General features: G+C 58.8%; 19 protein-coding genes and 1 riboswitch. Of the genes, 11 read left to right on the forward strand and 8 right to left on the reverse strand.

What is annotated here, in order from left to right:
* Positions 1–145: 145 nt before the first annotated feature.
* Together EKM04_RS06830 and tam are read right to left on the reverse strand one after the other, a co-directional pair.
* The gene (locus tag EKM04_RS06830) at positions 146–1,438 is read right to left on the reverse strand and encodes a pilus assembly protein TadG-related protein (protein ID WP_183897162.1); all 1,293 of its coding nucleotides are present in this window, start codon (positions 1,436–1,438) and stop codon (positions 146–148) included.
* Between the two features lie 176 nt (positions 1,439–1,614).
* Entirely contained in the window at positions 1,615–2,385 is a 771-nt protein-coding gene (tam, locus tag EKM04_RS06835) for a trans-aconitate 2-methyltransferase (RefSeq protein WP_183897161.1), read from the reverse strand.
* Positions 2,386–2,617: 232 nt separating this feature from the next.
* On the opposite strand from tam, the gene EKM04_RS06840 reads away from it, so the two are divergent.
* On the forward strand, positions 2,618–3,505 hold the full coding sequence (locus EKM04_RS06840) for a branched-chain amino acid aminotransferase (RefSeq protein WP_174152372.1): 888 nt from the start codon (positions 2,618–2,620) through the stop codon (positions 3,503–3,505).
* A gap of 243 nt (positions 3,506–3,748) precedes the next feature.
* Here EKM04_RS06840 and EKM04_RS06845 read toward each other — a convergent pair whose 3' ends face one another.
* Positions 3,749–4,648, reverse strand: a complete 900-nt coding sequence (locus EKM04_RS06845) for a LysR family transcriptional regulator ArgP (protein ID WP_183897160.1) — start codon at positions 4,646–4,648, stop codon at positions 3,749–3,751.
* Between the two features lie 90 nt (positions 4,649–4,738).
* On the opposite strand from EKM04_RS06845, the gene EKM04_RS06850 reads away from it, so the two are divergent.
* From EKM04_RS06850 to EKM04_RS06890, 9 genes are all read left to right on the forward strand, one after another.
* Entirely contained in the window at positions 4,739–5,347 is a 609-nt protein-coding gene (locus EKM04_RS06850; protein WP_183897159.1) for a LysE/ArgO family amino acid transporter, read from the forward strand.
* A gap of 70 nt (positions 5,348–5,417) precedes the next feature.
* Positions 5,418–5,972 carry a GNAT family N-acetyltransferase gene (locus EKM04_RS06855; protein WP_183897158.1) on the forward strand — a complete coding sequence of 185 codons (555 nt, stop codon included), beginning with the start codon at positions 5,418–5,420 and terminating at the stop codon, positions 5,970–5,972.
* Between the two features lie 204 nt (positions 5,973–6,176).
* Positions 6,177–6,779, forward strand: a complete 603-nt coding sequence (locus tag EKM04_RS06860) for a superoxide dismutase (RefSeq protein WP_183897157.1) — start codon at positions 6,177–6,179, stop codon at positions 6,777–6,779.
* Positions 6,780–6,873: 94 nt separating this feature from the next.
* Positions 6,874–7,761: a metallophosphoesterase gene (locus tag EKM04_RS06865; protein ID WP_183897181.1), complete on the forward strand. Its 888-nt coding sequence runs from the start codon at positions 6,874–6,876 to the stop codon at positions 7,759–7,761.
* Positions 7,762–7,960: 199 nt separating this feature from the next.
* Positions 7,961–8,392 (forward strand): c-type cytochrome, encoded by a 432-nt coding sequence (locus EKM04_RS06870; protein ID WP_174152377.1) that lies wholly within the window; start codon positions 7,961–7,963, stop codon positions 8,390–8,392.
* A gap of 68 nt (positions 8,393–8,460) precedes the next feature.
* Positions 8,461–9,378: a cytochrome c gene (locus tag EKM04_RS06875; protein ID WP_183897156.1), complete on the forward strand. Its 918-nt coding sequence runs from the start codon at positions 8,461–8,463 to the stop codon at positions 9,376–9,378.
* 29 nt (positions 9,379–9,407) lie between these two features.
* Positions 9,408–9,614, forward strand: a riboswitch (cobalamin riboswitch).
* Positions 9,615–9,763: 149 nt separating this feature from the next.
* The gene (locus EKM04_RS06880; protein ID WP_174152379.1) at positions 9,764–9,946 is read left to right on the forward strand and encodes a CbtB domain-containing protein; all 183 of its coding nucleotides are present in this window, start codon (positions 9,764–9,766) and stop codon (positions 9,944–9,946) included.
* A gap of 13 nt (positions 9,947–9,959) precedes the next feature.
* Positions 9,960–10,673 (forward strand): CbtA family protein, encoded by a 714-nt coding sequence (locus EKM04_RS06885; protein WP_183897155.1) that lies wholly within the window; start codon positions 9,960–9,962, stop codon positions 10,671–10,673.
* A gap of 1 nt (position 10,674) precedes the next feature.
* Positions 10,675–11,004 (forward strand): hypothetical protein, encoded by a 330-nt coding sequence (locus EKM04_RS06890; RefSeq protein WP_183897154.1) that lies wholly within the window; start codon positions 10,675–10,677, stop codon positions 11,002–11,004.
* 336 nt (positions 11,005–11,340) lie between these two features.
* Here the strand turns inward: EKM04_RS06890 and EKM04_RS06895 are convergent, their stop codons facing one another.
* The 4 genes from EKM04_RS06895 to EKM04_RS06910 form a co-directional block, all read right to left on the reverse strand.
* The gene (locus EKM04_RS06895; RefSeq protein ID WP_183897153.1) at positions 11,341–11,637 is read right to left on the reverse strand and encodes a hypothetical protein; all 297 of its coding nucleotides are present in this window, start codon (positions 11,635–11,637) and stop codon (positions 11,341–11,343) included.
* 422 nt (positions 11,638–12,059) lie between these two features.
* Positions 12,060–12,548 carry a GNAT family N-acetyltransferase gene (locus EKM04_RS06900; protein ID WP_183897152.1) on the reverse strand — a complete coding sequence of 163 codons (489 nt, stop codon included), beginning with the start codon at positions 12,546–12,548 and terminating at the stop codon, positions 12,060–12,062.
* A gap of 272 nt (positions 12,549–12,820) precedes the next feature.
* The gene (locus EKM04_RS06905) at positions 12,821–13,381 is read right to left on the reverse strand and encodes a TetR/AcrR family transcriptional regulator (protein ID WP_183897151.1); all 561 of its coding nucleotides are present in this window, start codon (positions 13,379–13,381) and stop codon (positions 12,821–12,823) included.
* A 2-nt stretch (positions 13,382–13,383) separates the two neighbouring features.
* The gene (locus EKM04_RS06910; RefSeq protein ID WP_183897150.1) at positions 13,384–13,848 is read right to left on the reverse strand and encodes a nuclear transport factor 2 family protein; all 465 of its coding nucleotides are present in this window, start codon (positions 13,846–13,848) and stop codon (positions 13,384–13,386) included.
* A 298-nt stretch (positions 13,849–14,146) separates the two neighbouring features.
* On the opposite strand from EKM04_RS06910, the gene EKM04_RS06915 reads away from it, so the two are divergent.
* Positions 14,147–14,686 carry an AAA family ATPase gene (locus tag EKM04_RS06915; RefSeq protein ID WP_183897149.1) on the forward strand — a complete coding sequence of 180 codons (540 nt, stop codon included), beginning with the start codon at positions 14,147–14,149 and terminating at the stop codon, positions 14,684–14,686.
* Positions 14,687–14,772: 86 nt separating this feature from the next.
* Here EKM04_RS06915 and EKM04_RS06920 read toward each other — a convergent pair whose 3' ends face one another.
* On the reverse strand, positions 14,773–15,186 hold the full coding sequence (locus EKM04_RS06920) for a MerR family transcriptional regulator (protein ID WP_183897148.1): 414 nt from the start codon (positions 15,184–15,186) through the stop codon (positions 14,773–14,775).
* Positions 15,187–15,268 lie beyond the last annotated feature (82 nt).

Consider the following 15,268-nt stretch of genomic DNA (forward strand, 5'->3'; position numbering starts at 1 on the left):
GAAAACACCACCTGAACGAGAAGCCCAAAAACGCAAAAACCCACCGACAAAAATCGGCGGGTTTGTCAGCAGTCTGAATGCGGGCACCAAGGCCCGCATCGTTGTTTCCATTGAATGTTTGCCAGTCAAACCAGCTGTGCTGCTCTCAACTCGTCAAGCGCGGCGAGGTGATGATGCGTTTGAACAGAGCCGCCATGGCATCGCTGATGCCCTCCGTCGGGCTGACTTCGAAATAGAGACCAGGCGTTGCGCATTCCTGCATTCTGGTGCTGATCTGCGATTGGAACGGGCTGATCCAGTCATTGTACCAAGTGTCCTCCGGCAGGGGCAGATAGGTGGTGTAGAGCACCGCGATTCTGTAACCCTTTTCTTTCAGCGCCGTGCAGAACCTGACATCGATCGGCTCCTGGCAGCGCCCATTATTGACCTTCTTGGTACAACTGGACGGCTTGTTGCTGTCACCCACGCCGTCGGATACGAAGAACACGACCTTGTCCGGCGAAGCAGAGCTTGTGCCGTTGCCGACGGTTCCCATACTGTTGCCAAGGTCGGTCAATGTCTTGTCGAAGTCCGTCAACTGACTTTCGGCGTTCTTCTTGGAAAGGGCCGACATCAGGTCAATGGTCGCAGCCTTTTTCTTGGCATTTGCCAGATTGCTCGTCAGCGGCACGACTTCAGTCAGCTTGGCGTCCGGTGCCCTTTCGCCGAATGTATAGACCGCCATGCGATATTGATCGCTTGTCTTGCGCAGCGAGGTTGCCGTGTCCATCAACGCGGCTGTGGCCTGTGCCACCACATTGATGCGGGTGGTCACGCCGAGTTTCCTGGCGAGGTGATAATAGCTGTTCTGGTCATCGACACCATCTGCGCTGACCACGTGACAGGCAAAGGCGCATTTGTCCTTGGTGTTGTCCATCATCGTCTTCACATCCGCCGGGGTCGCACCGACACCCATGGACGGCGTGTTGTCCAGCAGCAGGTAGAAATCACTATAGGTCTCGGTTTCGTACTTTGCCGTCGCCTTGCCGGAAACGGTCACGAAGTCCTTGCCGAGAATGCGGGTCAGCGATGTCTGGACCGTGGCTTCGAAGCTCACAGCTGCCTGGACGCTGTTGCCAACCTTCTCGACATAGACCTTGACGGATTCCACATCAAAATCATCACGACCAACGGCATCGCTTTTGAAAAAGCTGAGAGCATCGGCATTGGCGATTTCGATTCTGCCATTACCTGCCATTTTGCGTGCGGCCTCGACTTCCTTCGATGCTTTCGCCACGGACGCCAGCGCCGCGGCGTCGGCCGCGTTCTGGAGGTCTGCCTTTACCGCCATCGCCTGGTTGATATCGAGCGCAACACCCGCGGTCCCGAAAATCGGGACCACCATGAGAGCGGTCAAAATACCAAAATTACCCGATTTTTCCTGCCAAAAATGTTGCACGTCTTGCCCCAGCAATAGAGTTGCCTTGACTATACAGGGGCAAGATTGAAGACTGGTTTCGACAGATAACTAATATCTGGTGAAGTTATTCCGTCAATCTATTGGAATCGATAGAATATACGGCATCGTTCATGTCGTGCTGGAACGTGCGAAAGATGACCTGCAGGCATCCATTTCTAACGTTTGACGGCGACAATGAACAACCTTGGAAAACGCAGCAGACGCTGTCCGTCTGCCATCGGCGGATAGGCGGCATCGACGCGGGTCAGATAATCGGCCAGAAAAGCCGCACGGTGTTCCTCGCCCGCCGCGTTCAGATAAGGGCGAAGACCCGTGCCCTTGACCCACTCGACAATCGCCTCCGCATTTTTCATGGGGTGGTTGTAGATGCTGTGCCAAACATCCACCCGGGCCGATTTTGGGGAAAGCCTGTCAAAGTAGGTGGCCGGTGAGGGCAGAGGCTGGCGGCGCAGTTTGCTGCCTTCGAATGCTGCTTTCCATGGTCCGGCCGCCCCGGTTTCCTCCATGGCCAAATGCGTCGGTTCGTCCAGATTATCGGGCATCTGTACGGCCAGCACCCCACCCGGCTTGAGGTGATCCATCAGCGCTTCCAGAATGTCGATATGGTCCGGCAGCCATTGGAAGACAGCATTGGCGTAGAAAAGGTCCGCCTTTTGCCGAGGGCGCCAGGTGGCCAGATCAGCCCGCTGAAACTGGGTGTGGGGCAGCCGTAGCCGCGCCTTTTCCAGCATGTCGGCATCGCTGTCGATGCCGGTGATGACATTGACGCCATAGCGCTCCGCCAGAAGCTCGGTGGAATTTCCGGGTCCGCAACCCAGATCGTAACCCGCGGTCAAACGCTCCAGTGGCACCTGCGCCAGCAGATCGCGGGCAGGGCGGGTCCGTTCGTCCTCGAATTTCAGATATTGCTGCGCAGACCAGGCCATATCGCACTCCTTTATCCGGGGCGAATATCGCATGGCGACCAGCCACCATCCAGACGGTCAGCCATCAAAAAATGTGATGCATCCATCGACGCCATTGGCGCATCGCGCAATAAAATCCTTGGAAATGGCTGTCTTCCCGTAACTTTCCATCAAAACCGGAAATGGACGGATTTTGGTCTTGACGTCAAAGGCGCGGCAGCATTCATTCCGGCGATTGCATAAGGAGAATGTCATGTCCGTCGATACAGCACCCCGTTCCCCCACCTGGACCTATGTCGATGGTCAGTGGCTTCCCGGCAACCCGCCGCTGATCGGTCCGACGTCGCATGCCATGTGGCTGGCATCCACGGTGTTCGATGGCGCGCGCTGGTTCAACGGGCTGGCACCGGATCTGGATCAGCACTGCCAGCGCGTCAATCGCTCGGCCGTCAGCATGGGCATGAAACCCACCATGACGCCGGAAGAGATCGAAAAGCTCGCGCTGGAAGGCGTGACGAAATTCGATGGCAAGGTCGCGATCTACATCAAGCCGATGTACTGGGCCGAACACGGCATGCCCGGCAGTATCGTAGCACCTGACGCTGCCTCCACCCGCTTTGCGCTGTGCCTGTTCGAAGCGCCGATGGATGCGGGCGCCCCCGTCACGCTGACCGTCTCGTCTCTTCGCCGCCCGTCGCCGGAAACGGCCATGACCGATGCCAAGGCCGGTAGCCTCTATCCCAACAGCGGACGCGCCATTCTGGAAGCCCGTTCGCGTGGCTTTGGCGGTGCGCTGATGCTGGATATGAACGGCAATGTCGCGGAAACATCATCTGCCAATGTCTTCATGGTCAAGGACGGCGTCGTCTTCACGCCCGTCCCCAACCGCACGTTTCTTGCCGGCATCACCCGCTCCCGCGTCATGGGCCTTTTGCGCCAGGCAGGCTTCGACGTGCGCGAAGCCACGCTTTCGGTCCAGGATTTCCGCGAAGCCGACGAGATTTTCTGCTCGGGCAACTATTCCAAGGTCTCTCCTGTCACCAAGCTGGATGACCGCGAATTGCAGGCCGGTCCCGTCGCGCGCAAGGCGCTGGACCTGTATATGGAATGGTCGGCCTCTGCGAACGTTGAGGCGGAGTGAGGCCGAAGGCGTTGACGTTTGGGCTGGACCCCTCACGTGCGATTTCTAACACTTGAGAACAGCTAAGATTTTGAAATCGCTATATTTCCTGCAAGGGTAGAGTGAGAGCGCCGTGCTCGTGGCGTGTTTACCTCTACCCCTGTGGGAGAGGAGATAAAATCACGATCTTGGCTGAAAGCTAAGTCGTCGATTTTCCAGGTGAGGGGTCGAGCCGCAAACCTGACCCCAACCCACGCCACGAACCTACTGCACCAACACGCCCCGTGCCGCATCCACCACCGCTTGCGTCAACGGCTTCAGCCTGTCGGATGCAAGCCGGTTGACCTGCCAGAACAGCGGGATATCCAACGGCGTTCCCGCCACCAGTTCCACCAAAGCGCCGGATGCCAGGTGGTCCCGCACCAGCAGATCGGGGTTCATGCCCCAGCCCATGCCCAGCAGAGCCGCATCCACGAAACTCTGCGTGGAGGGAAGCCAGTGGGTGGGGTGAACGACGGGCGCACCAAACACTTTTGAGGCCCAGACATGCTGCAGCCGGTCCTTCTGGTTGAAGGTGAGGGCAGGCGCTTGCGAAAGCCGCGCTTCGGTTACGCCACCGGCAAAATGGCGGGTCATGAACGGTTGGCTGGCTGTTGCAAGATATCGCAGCGACCCGAGTGGTGTCACGCGGCATCCCTGGACAGGCTTGTCCAGGCTGGTGACGGCTGCCAGAACCCGTCCACGCTGGAGCCACTCCGCCGTATGGTCCTGATCGTCAACGGCAATGTTCAGCAGATAATCCCGTTCTGTGGCAAAGCTCGACACGGCCTTCAGAAACCACGTGCCGAGGCTGTCTGCATTGGTGGCGATATGAAGGGTGACCCTCTGCCCCGGCTCGCCCGGCGCAATAAGGGCTGGCAACTGGCCGAACAGTTCGGTCTCGAGCATGCCCACATGCTCCATGTGTCGGCAGACCCACTCTCCCTTCTCGGTTGCCGTACAGGGATTGCCACGCAGGATCAGCACCACGCCCAGCCGTTCTTCCAGCTGTTTGACGCGCTGGGAGATCGCAGACGGTGTCACATTCAGCGCGAGAGCCGCCTTTTCGAAGCTGCCGGTCTGTACGACGAGAGAAACAGCGCGAAGGGCTGCGTAATCAAGCATGAAGTTAGCCTACCTTAATCGACATAAGAATCATTAACTGGATTAACCCATGCGAGCCGCCTATTCAAAGCCTGAAACAGGGGCAGGTTTATGGATTTCTCGACGTATGTGACGGGCTTGACGATGGGGCTGACGCTGATTGTTGCCATCGGCGCGCAGAATGCTTTCGTTCTGCGGCAGGGGCTGCGAGGCGAACACGTGGCGGCCGTCGTGCTGACCTGCGCAGTGTCGGACGCCATTCTGATCACCGTCGGCGTGACGGCCTTTCGCCAGATTGCGGCCATCCTGCCTGCGCTGGAACCGGCCATGCGCTATGCCGGTGCGGCCTTCCTGTTCTGGTACGGTGCAAAAAGCCTGAAGTCTGCGCTTGGCCCTGCCAATGCCCTTGTCGCGGCATCCGGCACTGCCGCCTCGCTCGGATCGATCCTTGCCACCTGCCTTGCGCTGACATGGCTCAATCCGCACGTCTATCTCGACACGGTCGTCCTTCTGGGCACCATATCCACACAGTTTCCTGGCTCGGAAACATCGTTCTGGGCCGGTGCGGTCACCGCATCCTTCCTGTTTTTCTTTAGTCTGGGTTACGGCGCGCGCTGGCTACGTCCCATTTTCGCCAATCCGCAAAGTTGGCGGGTGCTGGAAGGCGTCATCGCGCTGACCATGTGGCTCATCGCGATCAAGCTGTTGACGGATGGATGAAGCGTTGATTTCGATTTGAAACGGCGTGTGCAACGTGCACAGTATCGACCAAATTGCTCAGGACATAGACATGCCTTCCCAGACCAGACCCGTCGTTACCATTCGCCCGTGCGCAGAGGGCGATATCGCCGCCATTACTGACATCTACCGCCATGCGGTGGTGCACGGCACGGCCAGCTTCGAAATCGAGCCGCCCTCCGTCGAGACCATGATCGAACGGAGGCGTACATTGATGGCGGGTGGTTTTCCCTATGTGGTGGCGGAAGTGGAAGGCGCCGTCGCTGGTTATGCCTATGCCGGCCCCCACCGCGCACGGCCTGCCTATGGCGCTACCGTCGAGGATTCCATCTATGTCGATCCTGAGCGCAAGGGCCTCGGCATCGGCAAGACGCTGTTGTTGACGCTGATCGAGGAGGCGACGGTGCGCGGTTTTCGCCAGATGGTCGCGGTCGTGGGAGACGCCGACAATGCTGCTTCCATCGGCGTTCACCGCACCGCCGGTTTCGAAATGGTCGGAACCCTGAAATCCGTCGGCTGGAAGCACGGGCGCTGGCTGGATATCGTCCTGATGCAACGCCCGCTGGGTGAGGCGGATACGACGCCGCGTTTCAAGCCAGCAATCTGACGCCCTGACGCGTACCGAACGGATTTTCTTCAAGCGGTACTCCACGGCAGAGGTGCAGCGTGTTCGGCCATGGTTATGAGAGGAATTTTCTCCGTTACCGGAACATTTTGATATTTCACCGGTTGCCTCTGATGACGTCCGCTCTTATGGTCCGCGCACCAGGTTTCTAGGAGCGGTCACGCCGCTGCAACAAGGAGTAACACCATGGCCTTCGAACTTCCCGCACTGCCTTACGATTACGATGCGCTGGCGCCTTATATGTCGCGCGAAACCCTTGAGTTGCACCACGACAAGCACCACAAGGCCTATGTCGACAACGGCAACAAGCTCGCGGCTGAAGCCGGTCTTGCAGATCTTTCGCTGGAAGACGTGGTCAAGAAGTCCTTCGGAACGCATGCTGGCCTGTTCAACAACGCCGCCCAGCATTACAACCACGTCCACTTCTGGAAGTGGATGAAAAAGGATGGCGGCGGCAACAAGCTGCCAGGCAAGCTGGGGCAGGCTTTCGCGTCTGATCTGGGCGGCTACGACAAGTTCAAGACGGATTTCATCGCCGCGGGCACCACGCAGTTCGGCTCCGGCTGGGCATGGCTGTCGGTCAAGGACGGCAAGCTTGAAATTTCCAAGACACCAAATGGCGAAAATCCGCTGGTGCACGGCGCAGAGCCTATTCTGGGCGTCGATGTGTGGGAACACTCCTACTATGTCGACTACAAGAACCTGCGTCCAAAGTACCTCGAAGCTTTCGTCGATAATCTCATCAACTGGGATTACGTTCTGGAGCGCTACGAGGCCGCTTCCAAGTAAGCGTCACGGTCTGAAGAATACGACACACCCGGCCATGCGCCGGGTGTTTTCGTTCTGTCATATGGGTGTCATTCGCCCGGCCTATGCGGTCATCATGACAGACATATCCGCACCCCTTTTCTCCTTCGGCATCGTCGCCGATCCGCAATATGCCGACGTTGCGCCGCGCCCGGACATGGATCGCTACTACGCACAAAGCCCGGGCAAGCTGACTGAAGCGATCGACGTGTTCAACGCCCACGATCTCGCTTTTGTCGTCACTCTGGGCGATATCATCGACCATGGCTGGGACAATTTCGACGCGGTTTTAAGCTGTTATGACAGGCTCAGGCATCGTTCGATTCTTCTGCCCGGAAATCACGATTTCGCGGTGGCGCCCGAGCATTTGACCGAAATCCATAGACGTCTCGCCATGCCGTCTCCCTGGTACGACTTCGCCATCGGCAAAGTCCGTTTCGTGGTGCTGGATGGCAATGATGTCAGCCTGTTTGCCCCGCCCGTGGGCGATCCTCGCCGCGATCTGGCCGAAAAGAGACTGGCCGCTCTGCAAGAGGCTGGTGCCATCAACGCCCACAGGTGGAACGCGTCCTTCAGCGATGGGCAACGGGAGTGGCTTGCCAAAACGCTGGACGCCGCCGATGCGTCGGGAGAGCGGGCCATCCTGTTCTGCCACTATCCGCTCTATCCGCAGGACTCTCACAACATGTGGGATGCCCCGGAAATTCTGGATCTGTTGATGGCGCATCCGAGCGCAAAGGCCTGGTTTTGTGGCCACAATCACAAGGGCAACTATGCGCAACTCGGCCATACGCATTTCGTCAACGTCAAGGGCATGGTGGATACGCAAAGCCAAAACACGTTCGCCATCGCCGATATCTATGAGCATCGCATCGAGATCAAAGGCTTCGGCCGGGAAGAAAGCCGCACATTGGCGCTTTCAGTCTCTGCTGACACAAACCACTCCCTGTTTCGAAGCGGATAAAAGCAGACTGCGGAAGGAGACTTTATATATTTGATTTCGCTCTGGAAATCACCGGAATGTGACTTCTTTTTGCCATGTGGAGCAGGCATCTTCTCTTCGTTCTTAAAACGTGTCCCAAAAGTGTGTCCTGTTTTGCGATAAGGATCAGGGACGATACCAAGCATACACCCCGCCGCTGCGCGGACCCAGGAGAGAGATGATGAAGCTTAGAACCATTGCCGCTTCCATAATGATAGGCTGTCTGTGCGCCGGTGCGGTTTCCGCAGCTGGCGAAGTTGAAAAGCGCGAAGGCCTGATGAAGGGTATCGGCGGCGCCATGGGTGCTCTGGGTGCCATCGCAAAGGGTGAAAAGCCCTATGACGCGGCCACCGTCAAAACCGCTGTGACAACCATCAGCGCCAATGCGAAGGCTTTCCCGGATCAGTTCCCGGCCGGTTCTGAAGGCGGCGCGGCATCTCCTGCGATCTGGCAAAACTTCGCGGACTTCAAGGCGAAGTCCGAAAAGCTCGGCACGGACGCCGACACGGTTCTCGCACAGTTGCCGACCGACCAGGCCAGTGTGGGTGCTGCCTTGAAGACGCTGGGTGCCGATTGCAGCAGCTGTCACCAGGCCTACCGCGTTAAAAAGTAAACTGTGCAGCGGTCCGCCGGTCGTCTGGCGGGCCTTTTCTTGCGATCATTCCATGAACGGAGACGGCAATGGCGTCCATCTGGGCAAAGCTGGCGGGCGGTGCTGTTGTTGCCGGGGCCGCAGGGTTGGGCATCTTCCTGTGGGTCACAGCGCCGGAGCGCCAGTCGCCGAGCCACTGGGCCAATCTGGGCGAACCCAACCTTGCCAATGGTGAAACGCTGTTCTGGGCGGGCGGCTGCGCAAGCTGTCACGCCGCGCCAAATGCCACCGGCGATGCGCTGAAGACGCTGTCCGGCGGCCAGGCGCTGCCAAGCCCCTTCGGCACGTTCCACATGCCCAATATCTCTCCCGATCCGCAGCATGGCATCGGTAGCTGGACCGTCGCGCAGTTCGGTGATGCCATGACGCGCGGTGTCGGCAAGAACGGCGAACATCTCTATCCGTCCTTTCCCTATGCGTCCTATGCGCGGATGACGCCGCCTGACATCAACGACCTCTTCGCGTATCTCAAGACCCTGCCTGCCAGCAGCAATGACGCGCCCGGCCATGACCTGCCGTTCCCCTTCAATATCCGCCTCAGCCTCGGTGGTTGGAAGTTCCTGTATTTCGACAAGGGTCAGCCACGGGTCGAGCTTGCCAATGCAGATGCGGCCGTCGTGCGCGGCCAATATCTGGTGGAAGGCCCCGGCCATTGCGGCGAGTGCCATACCCCGCGCGATGCGCTGGGCGGGTTCGTGAAAGATCAATGGCTGGCGGGTGGCCCCAACCCCGAAGGCGAGGGGCGCATCCCAAATATCACCCCCGGTTCCCAGACCATCGGCGCGTGGACGCAGGCCGATATCGCCAGCTATCTGGAAACGGGCTTCACGCCGGACTTCGACAGCGCCGGTGGCTCCATGGTCAAGGTCCAGCAGAACATGGCGCGGCTTTCGGCCGAAGATCGCAATGCCATCGCCGCCTATCTCAAGGCCGTTCCGTCGCGGTAAATTCCCATTGACTCAAACACCCGCGCGCCGGATAACGGTTGTGTGATGGTCTTTCCGGGTTCGCCCGGAAAGTGAAAAGGGAACACGATAGGGGCCAATGCCTTGATTCGTGGCTGCCCCCGCAACTGTGAGCGGTGAGCGCGAAAACGAAAAGCCACTGGCATGAACGTGTCGGGAAGGTGTTTTCAGCGTTTTGACCCGTGAGCCAGGAGACCTGCCATTGCGTGAAGTGTCGTCAATACCGGCGGGGTGTCCGGGTAAGCACGGTTGGCAGGTCGGTTCGTCCGGCCCTGAAAACCATGTGTCTGTTTTCCCCGTGGTGAATGTTGAAGCGGTCGCGGGCGTTTGATCGCAATAGCGCCCACCCGCACAGGAAAGGGTCACCATGTCTATCCAGCAGAACACGGCTACATCAGCCGTATCAACCAAAACATCGAAGATTGCACAGTCGTTGACAGCCGCAGCTCTTGGCCTGTTCATCGTCGGTTTCGTAGGCTTCTCGCATGTCGAAGCCATGCACAATGCGGCGCATGATACGCGCCACGCCAATGCCTTCCCGTGCCATTGAGGGGAGGAAACCCATGCCATTTTTCCGCAATATCGTGTTCACCGCCATCCTGGTGGGGCTGATTGCAGGTCTTGCCGTCAGCGCCCTGCAGGCTGTCGGCACGACGCCGCTCATCCTTCAGGCCGAAACCTATGAAAATGCCGGTGGCGACGCCGCACCCGCCCATAGCCACGATGCCGCAACGCCTGCGGATCATCACCATGACGCCGAAGCCTGGACGCCAGCCGACGGTTTCGAGCGCAACGCCTATACCCTTGCTGCCAATGTGCTGACAGCCATCGGTTATGCGCTGGTATTGACGGCGCTTATCTCGTTGCGCGGCTCCGAAGGTGGCTGGCGTGAGGGGCTGTTCTGGGGTCTTGCAGGCTTTGCTACAGTGATGCTGGCGCCCATGATTGGCCTGCCGCCGGAACTGCCGGGAAGCCCCGCCGCTCCACTCGAGGCACGGCAGATCTGGTGGATTGCGACCGTTGCGGCAACGGCTGGCGGCATTGCCCTGCTGGCCTTCAAACGCAACGAACCATGGGCCATCATCCTTGCGGTGGCGCTCATCGTTGCGCCGCACATCGTTGGTGCGCCTCTGCCGCCGGAGGGTGAACATGCACTGGCGCCTCTGCCGCTGGAGCGTCGTTTCGTGGTGCTCGCCACCGTCACCAGCTTTGTGTTCTGGCTCATCCTTGGCTCACTCAGCGGCCTGTTCCTCAAGCGCTTCGAGACTGCCCGCTAACATGCCCCAACGTGGTGAAAACGCAGAGGAATGGAGCGATGAACTCGACGCCCTGCGTTTTTCCGTTCCCGGTCATGGCGCGCCCTGCGCCATGCATCGGCTGGCCTTCAGGGCGCTTCTGGCAGAGGAACCGGGCCGGGAGGCCTGCCTCGCATTCTTCGCGGAAAACAGCGACGCCTTCTTGAGCGCCGCCACAGCCAAGATCGCCCGTCTCGCGCTACCCTTCAACCGCAGCCTGCACATCAACAGCCGCGATGTCAGACGCGCAATAGCGGGCGACGTGGTTGAGGGGACCGCCCGCGCGTGCGTCGTGCTGGATCGGCTTCGGTGAGGCCGTCTTCAGCGCCGATAGAATGTGACGTGGCAGAGGACGTCCTCACAGCACACGACAGAATTCGTAGCTCAACCCCCTCTGTCCTCCCGGACATCTCCCCCACAAGGAGGGAGATTGGCTGGGCGCTCGCTCACCCATTCTATCTGGCGCATTTAAGATGTGGAGAGTCAACCGCGAGTCGATCTCCCCACCTGTGGGGGAGATGTCCGGCAGGACAGAGGGGGTAAGCCACACCCACTGCCATATCAACCGGTTCCCCACGCGCACGCTGCCTTGCGGGCCGCATCACCAAGGGACCCGAATCGCAGCCAGAATAACGACATCCATTCGGTTCTATGGCCGCGTCAGATCCCGCTCGACTTTCATCTCGGCCATTCGGTCATCCAGCCTGCGCAGGCGCTCAAGGCTTGGAAGGCCCGGCTCGTGGCGCGTTACCGTGTCCGGAGGCAATAGCGTGTAGGGCTGTGGCTCTTTCCACAGCGGCGGATTGGTCTTGCGCAAATGATGCAGGTAAAGTGCCGCAAAGCCCAGCGCGAAGACGCAGGGCATGTAGATCGCGAGCACCTTCACCTGATCGGACATCATGCGGAAGGTATGTAAGAGATCGGCAAAGAAGCTGTAGGATTCCATCGCATTTCCCCATTGGCCGCGGTGCCCGCGCGAACGATGCGCAGCAACCGGCCATCCTGTCGAAACGGGAGATCGACCACCGGAGGAAACGGACCTCTGGTGGCCGGGGAGTTAGAAAGCCGCCATAGAACGACCGCCCTGACCTTTAGGCTTGCGCCTTGAACATACGTCAGGACCTCCCCAGCCATATGAGAAGCGGAGGAGTTGCATATAGCAACAATAGACCGCCTCAGCCACAAAACTTATGGCTGAGGGGTGTCATCACGGTCGACACCGACCGTCTATGGAGGGGTTTCTATGCCCCAAGACCGGTCCGTTACGTCCGGTTTCGCTGCAACCATAGCGAAAGTTGCGCGATTGGGAAATAGCTAGATTTCGCATGGGGCATGCCACCCGCAGCGGGGCCGCACAGGATTTCGGGTTTACGCCAGTGCCTGCATGAAGCGCATGCCGGTGACGGGACGTGGCACGAAGTCCATGTTTTCGTAGAACTTATGCGCAGCGAAATTGCCGGTGGCTGCACCAACGGACAGGAAGTCGCAGCCGCAGCGCTTGGCCACATCGCGTGCGCGCCCCACCAGATGCTGGCCAGTTCCATGGCCCCGGTGGCCATCACGCACGAACAAATGGTGCAGTTCCATGCCGCGCCTGCCTTCCTGCGCCCGGTAGAGGGGCACGAGAATGGCGTAACCGATGAGCTCGCCCTCGGCCTCGGCCACCAGCGCCGTGATCCAGGGGACATGGCCAAACAGATCGCGTTCCAGCTTCGCAGCCGTAATCGCCGCCGCATCGCCATGATGGCTGGCCAGAAGCGTGATCATCTCGTTCAGTTCAGGCAGATCGGCCTTGCGTGCACCACGAATGGTCACGACGGGCGGTCTGGGCAGTGTCAGAAGGCTGTCTTCATTCATCATCTCGTCCTTCGGGTTCTTGGTGGAGTGCCGTCAGGACGCTTGAGAACAACAAAGCCGCCTGACGGCGGCTCGTTGACAAACTGATCTGTCGAGCCGCCCTTAAAGGAAGGCCCAAAAATACGTGCAGGACATGGGTGCGCGTGCGTTGATCATGGCGCGATTGATGCGCTGGAATGGGAGGCCTGTCAAGATGTATTTGGATCGGGGTGTCTGTCGATGCGCGTATCGGCGCTTGAAGCCGCAGGGCGGATGCCTTGAGCCGGCATTGTTCAGACTGCCGCCAATCGCCCCCGAACCTGCTCTATAGCACGTTGAAAGACGACTGGATCGTCAAACGCGCGCGAAAGAACGATTGCGCCTTGTATGGACAGCACGGCGTCTTCGGCGAGGGTGCGGGCTTGGAGGTCATCCCTGCCTTGCCGCACAAGAGCCGATTGTAGGGCATCGACCCAATGGACGAAATAGCCGCGGATGGCTTGCGAGAAGCGGTCTCGCGTGTTGGAAACAGCCAGGGCACCGACGAGGCAAACGCGGCTCCCGGATCTGAAATAGTCGGTGACGCCATCGAGCATCGCGTCGATGGCGGCGGTTGCATCGCTCGCATCCCGCAATGGGGCATAGATGGCGTTATCGAACCAGTCCTCGATTTCGGCCAGCACAGCCTTCACCATCTCTTCCTTACCCCCGGGAAAGAAGTGGTAGAGGCTGCCCTTGCCAAGGCCCGTCGCCTTGCCGATCAGAGCAAGGCTTGCGCCTTCATAGCCGTATTCGCGAAAGACTTCGGCCAAGGGAGCAATGGTGTCTGATCTTTCTGCGACCATACGTGCCATGTTTACAGACCCAGATCGCTGAGGCCGGGATGATCGTCCGGCCGACGACCGAGCGGCCAATGGAACAGGCGGTCGCTGTCAGCAATCGGCATTTCATTGATGCTCGCATGCCTGTGTGCCATCAGTCCATCCTCTGAAAATTCCCAGTTCTCGTTCCCGTAGGCGCGAAACCAACGCCCGCTGTCATCCACATATTCATAGGCGTAGCGCACTGCAATGCGATTACCGGTGAAGGCCCAAAGTTCCTTGATAAGGCGGTATTCGTGCTCCTTGTTCCACTTGCGTGTGAGGAATGCCAGAGCTTCATCTCGATTTGTCGCAAATTCGACGCGGTTACGCCAACGCGTATCCAGCGTGTAGGCCATGGAGACTTTGGCAGCATCGCGCGTGTTCCAGCCGTCTTCGGCCAAGCGGACTTTTTCGATTGCTGTTTCAAGGGTGAAAGGTGGAAGTGGAGGGCGTGACATAATAACTCCTTGCGTCAATTGTACCGATAGGTAATATATTTACCGATTGGTACAATGCGCGCCGACGTGGTGTATGTCAACCGGTTTTTTTGTTGTCGGCGCGGACGGATGGGCGAACGGCTACGGGTTTGTCACCGGGTGGGAAAGCGCGATCAACTCATGGATGGCATCGATGTTGAGGCTGAGGTTAACGGTGTGGCACACCAAGGCGGGGTGTTACTGGTCGGATTTCTCATAGCGCTGCTGGAGTGACAACCACGGTGCAGCCCTGTTAGGATCGGGAGTCGGGAGCGAAGTTATGGACGACATTGCAGGACGCATTCTCATTCTCTCTGGCCATCCTGGCGCAGGCAAGACCACCATTGCCGAAGCTTTAGCGCTCCTGCCTGGAGTGCCAAAGGTGCATCTGCACTCCGATGACTTGTGGGGTTACATCAAGCAAGGTCGTATTGATCCCTGGCTTCCGGAATCTGCTCGGCAAAATCGGATGATCATGCAGATCGCTGCCGATGTGGCGGGACGCTATGCCAGCCATGGCTATTTCGTTGTACTTGATGGCGTTGTACGGCCAAGCTGGCTACCTGCATTCAAGGCGCTTGGCGTGCCGCTTCATTACCTTGTACTGCGCACGACTGTCGCTGAAGCAGTCGAGCGATGTGCTGCTCGCGGGGGCGATAGCCTCGGCGATCCGAAGGTGGTTGCACATCTTCATGCGGAGTTCTCCGATTTGGGGCCATACGAACCGCATGTGCTATCAGTCGGTGGACAAAATCGTCAGGAGACACTTCGAGCAGTGGTCTGGGGCCTGAAGTCGAACCTATACCGTGTTGTCACGTAAGGAGCCTCGGGGGGGGCATCGCTGAATTTGGACCCAGCCATCATTCAGGTTATCATGGGCATCGCTCGGGCCGTCGATCCGCGCCCTCAATGCTCATGCGCACACAGATCATGGTTCGATAGCGCTCGAATAACATAGCAGTCCTCGATCGAATGACCGTCGCAGTGGGAGACGATGCGTTCCAGTTCGTGCTCCAGCTTTTTGAGCTTGGCGATCTTTTCGCGGACGGTTGTCAGGTGGTCGGCGGCGATGCGGTCTGCGCCGGCGCAGGGCATTTCGCGGTGCTGGCTGAGCGCGATCAACTCGCGGATGGCATCGATGTTGAGGCCGAGGTCGCGCGCGTGGCGCACGAAGGCGAGGCGTTCCAGATCGGATTTTTCGTAACGGCGCTGGTTGCCTTCCGAGCGTTCTGCCGCCCGCAACAGCCCCATCTGCTCGTAATAGCGAATGGTCGGCACCTTCACGCCGGTATTTCGCGACAGATCGCCAATCGAATACATGATCTCTCTCCTTATCTATAGCTTCTAGAGATATAGATAATTTCAGCAAGGGTGACAAGGCGACGTGTGAGGGTGCTTGCGC

Origin of the sequence: Rhizobium skierniewicense Ch11 (assembly GCF_023757665.1) — a bacterium.
Taxonomy (GTDB): domain Bacteria; phylum Pseudomonadota; class Alphaproteobacteria; order Rhizobiales; family Rhizobiaceae; genus Agrobacterium; species Agrobacterium skierniewicense.

Excerpts from the sequence above, each read along its gene's own strand:
- tam (WP_183897161.1), bottom strand. The coding sequence starts at position 2,385 with ATGGCCTGGTCTGCGCAGCAATATCTGAAATTCGAGGACGAACGGACC.
- EKM04_RS06840 (WP_174152372.1), top strand. The coding sequence starts at position 2,618 with ATGTCCGTCGATACAGCACCCCGTTCCCCCACCTGGACCTATGTCGAT.
- EKM04_RS06845 (WP_183897160.1), bottom strand. The coding sequence starts at position 4,648 with ATGCTTGATTACGCAGCCCTTCGCGCTGTTTCTCTCGTCGTACAGACC.
- EKM04_RS06850 (WP_183897159.1), top strand. The coding sequence starts at position 4,739 with ATGGATTTCTCGACGTATGTGACGGGCTTGACGATGGGGCTGACGCTG.
- EKM04_RS06855 (WP_183897158.1), top strand. The coding sequence starts at position 5,418 with ATGCCTTCCCAGACCAGACCCGTCGTTACCATTCGCCCGTGCGCAGAG.
- EKM04_RS06860 (WP_183897157.1), top strand. The coding sequence starts at position 6,177 with ATGGCCTTCGAACTTCCCGCACTGCCTTACGATTACGATGCGCTGGCG.
- EKM04_RS06865 (WP_183897181.1), top strand. The coding sequence starts at position 6,874 with ATGACAGACATATCCGCACCCCTTTTCTCCTTCGGCATCGTCGCCGAT.
- EKM04_RS06870 (WP_174152377.1), top strand. The coding sequence starts at position 7,961 with ATGAAGCTTAGAACCATTGCCGCTTCCATAATGATAGGCTGTCTGTGC.
- EKM04_RS06875 (WP_183897156.1), top strand. The coding sequence starts at position 8,461 with ATGGCGTCCATCTGGGCAAAGCTGGCGGGCGGTGCTGTTGTTGCCGGG.
- EKM04_RS06880 (WP_174152379.1), top strand. The coding sequence starts at position 9,764 with ATGTCTATCCAGCAGAACACGGCTACATCAGCCGTATCAACCAAAACA.
- EKM04_RS06885 (WP_183897155.1), top strand. The coding sequence starts at position 9,960 with ATGCCATTTTTCCGCAATATCGTGTTCACCGCCATCCTGGTGGGGCTG.
- EKM04_RS06890 (WP_183897154.1), top strand. The coding sequence starts at position 10,675 with ATGCCCCAACGTGGTGAAAACGCAGAGGAATGGAGCGATGAACTCGAC.
- EKM04_RS06895 (WP_183897153.1), bottom strand. The coding sequence starts at position 11,637 with ATGGAATCCTACAGCTTCTTTGCCGATCTCTTACATACCTTCCGCATG.
- EKM04_RS06900 (WP_183897152.1), bottom strand. The coding sequence starts at position 12,548 with ATGAATGAAGACAGCCTTCTGACACTGCCCAGACCGCCCGTCGTGACC.
- EKM04_RS06905 (WP_183897151.1), bottom strand. The coding sequence starts at position 13,381 with ATGGCACGTATGGTCGCAGAAAGATCAGACACCATTGCTCCCTTGGCC.
- EKM04_RS06910 (WP_183897150.1), bottom strand. The coding sequence starts at position 13,848 with ATGTCACGCCCTCCACTTCCACCTTTCACCCTTGAAACAGCAATCGAA.
- EKM04_RS06915 (WP_183897149.1), top strand. The coding sequence starts at position 14,147 with ATGGACGACATTGCAGGACGCATTCTCATTCTCTCTGGCCATCCTGGC.
- EKM04_RS06920 (WP_183897148.1), bottom strand. The coding sequence starts at position 15,186 with ATGTATTCGATTGGCGATCTGTCGCGAAATACCGGCGTGAAGGTGCCG.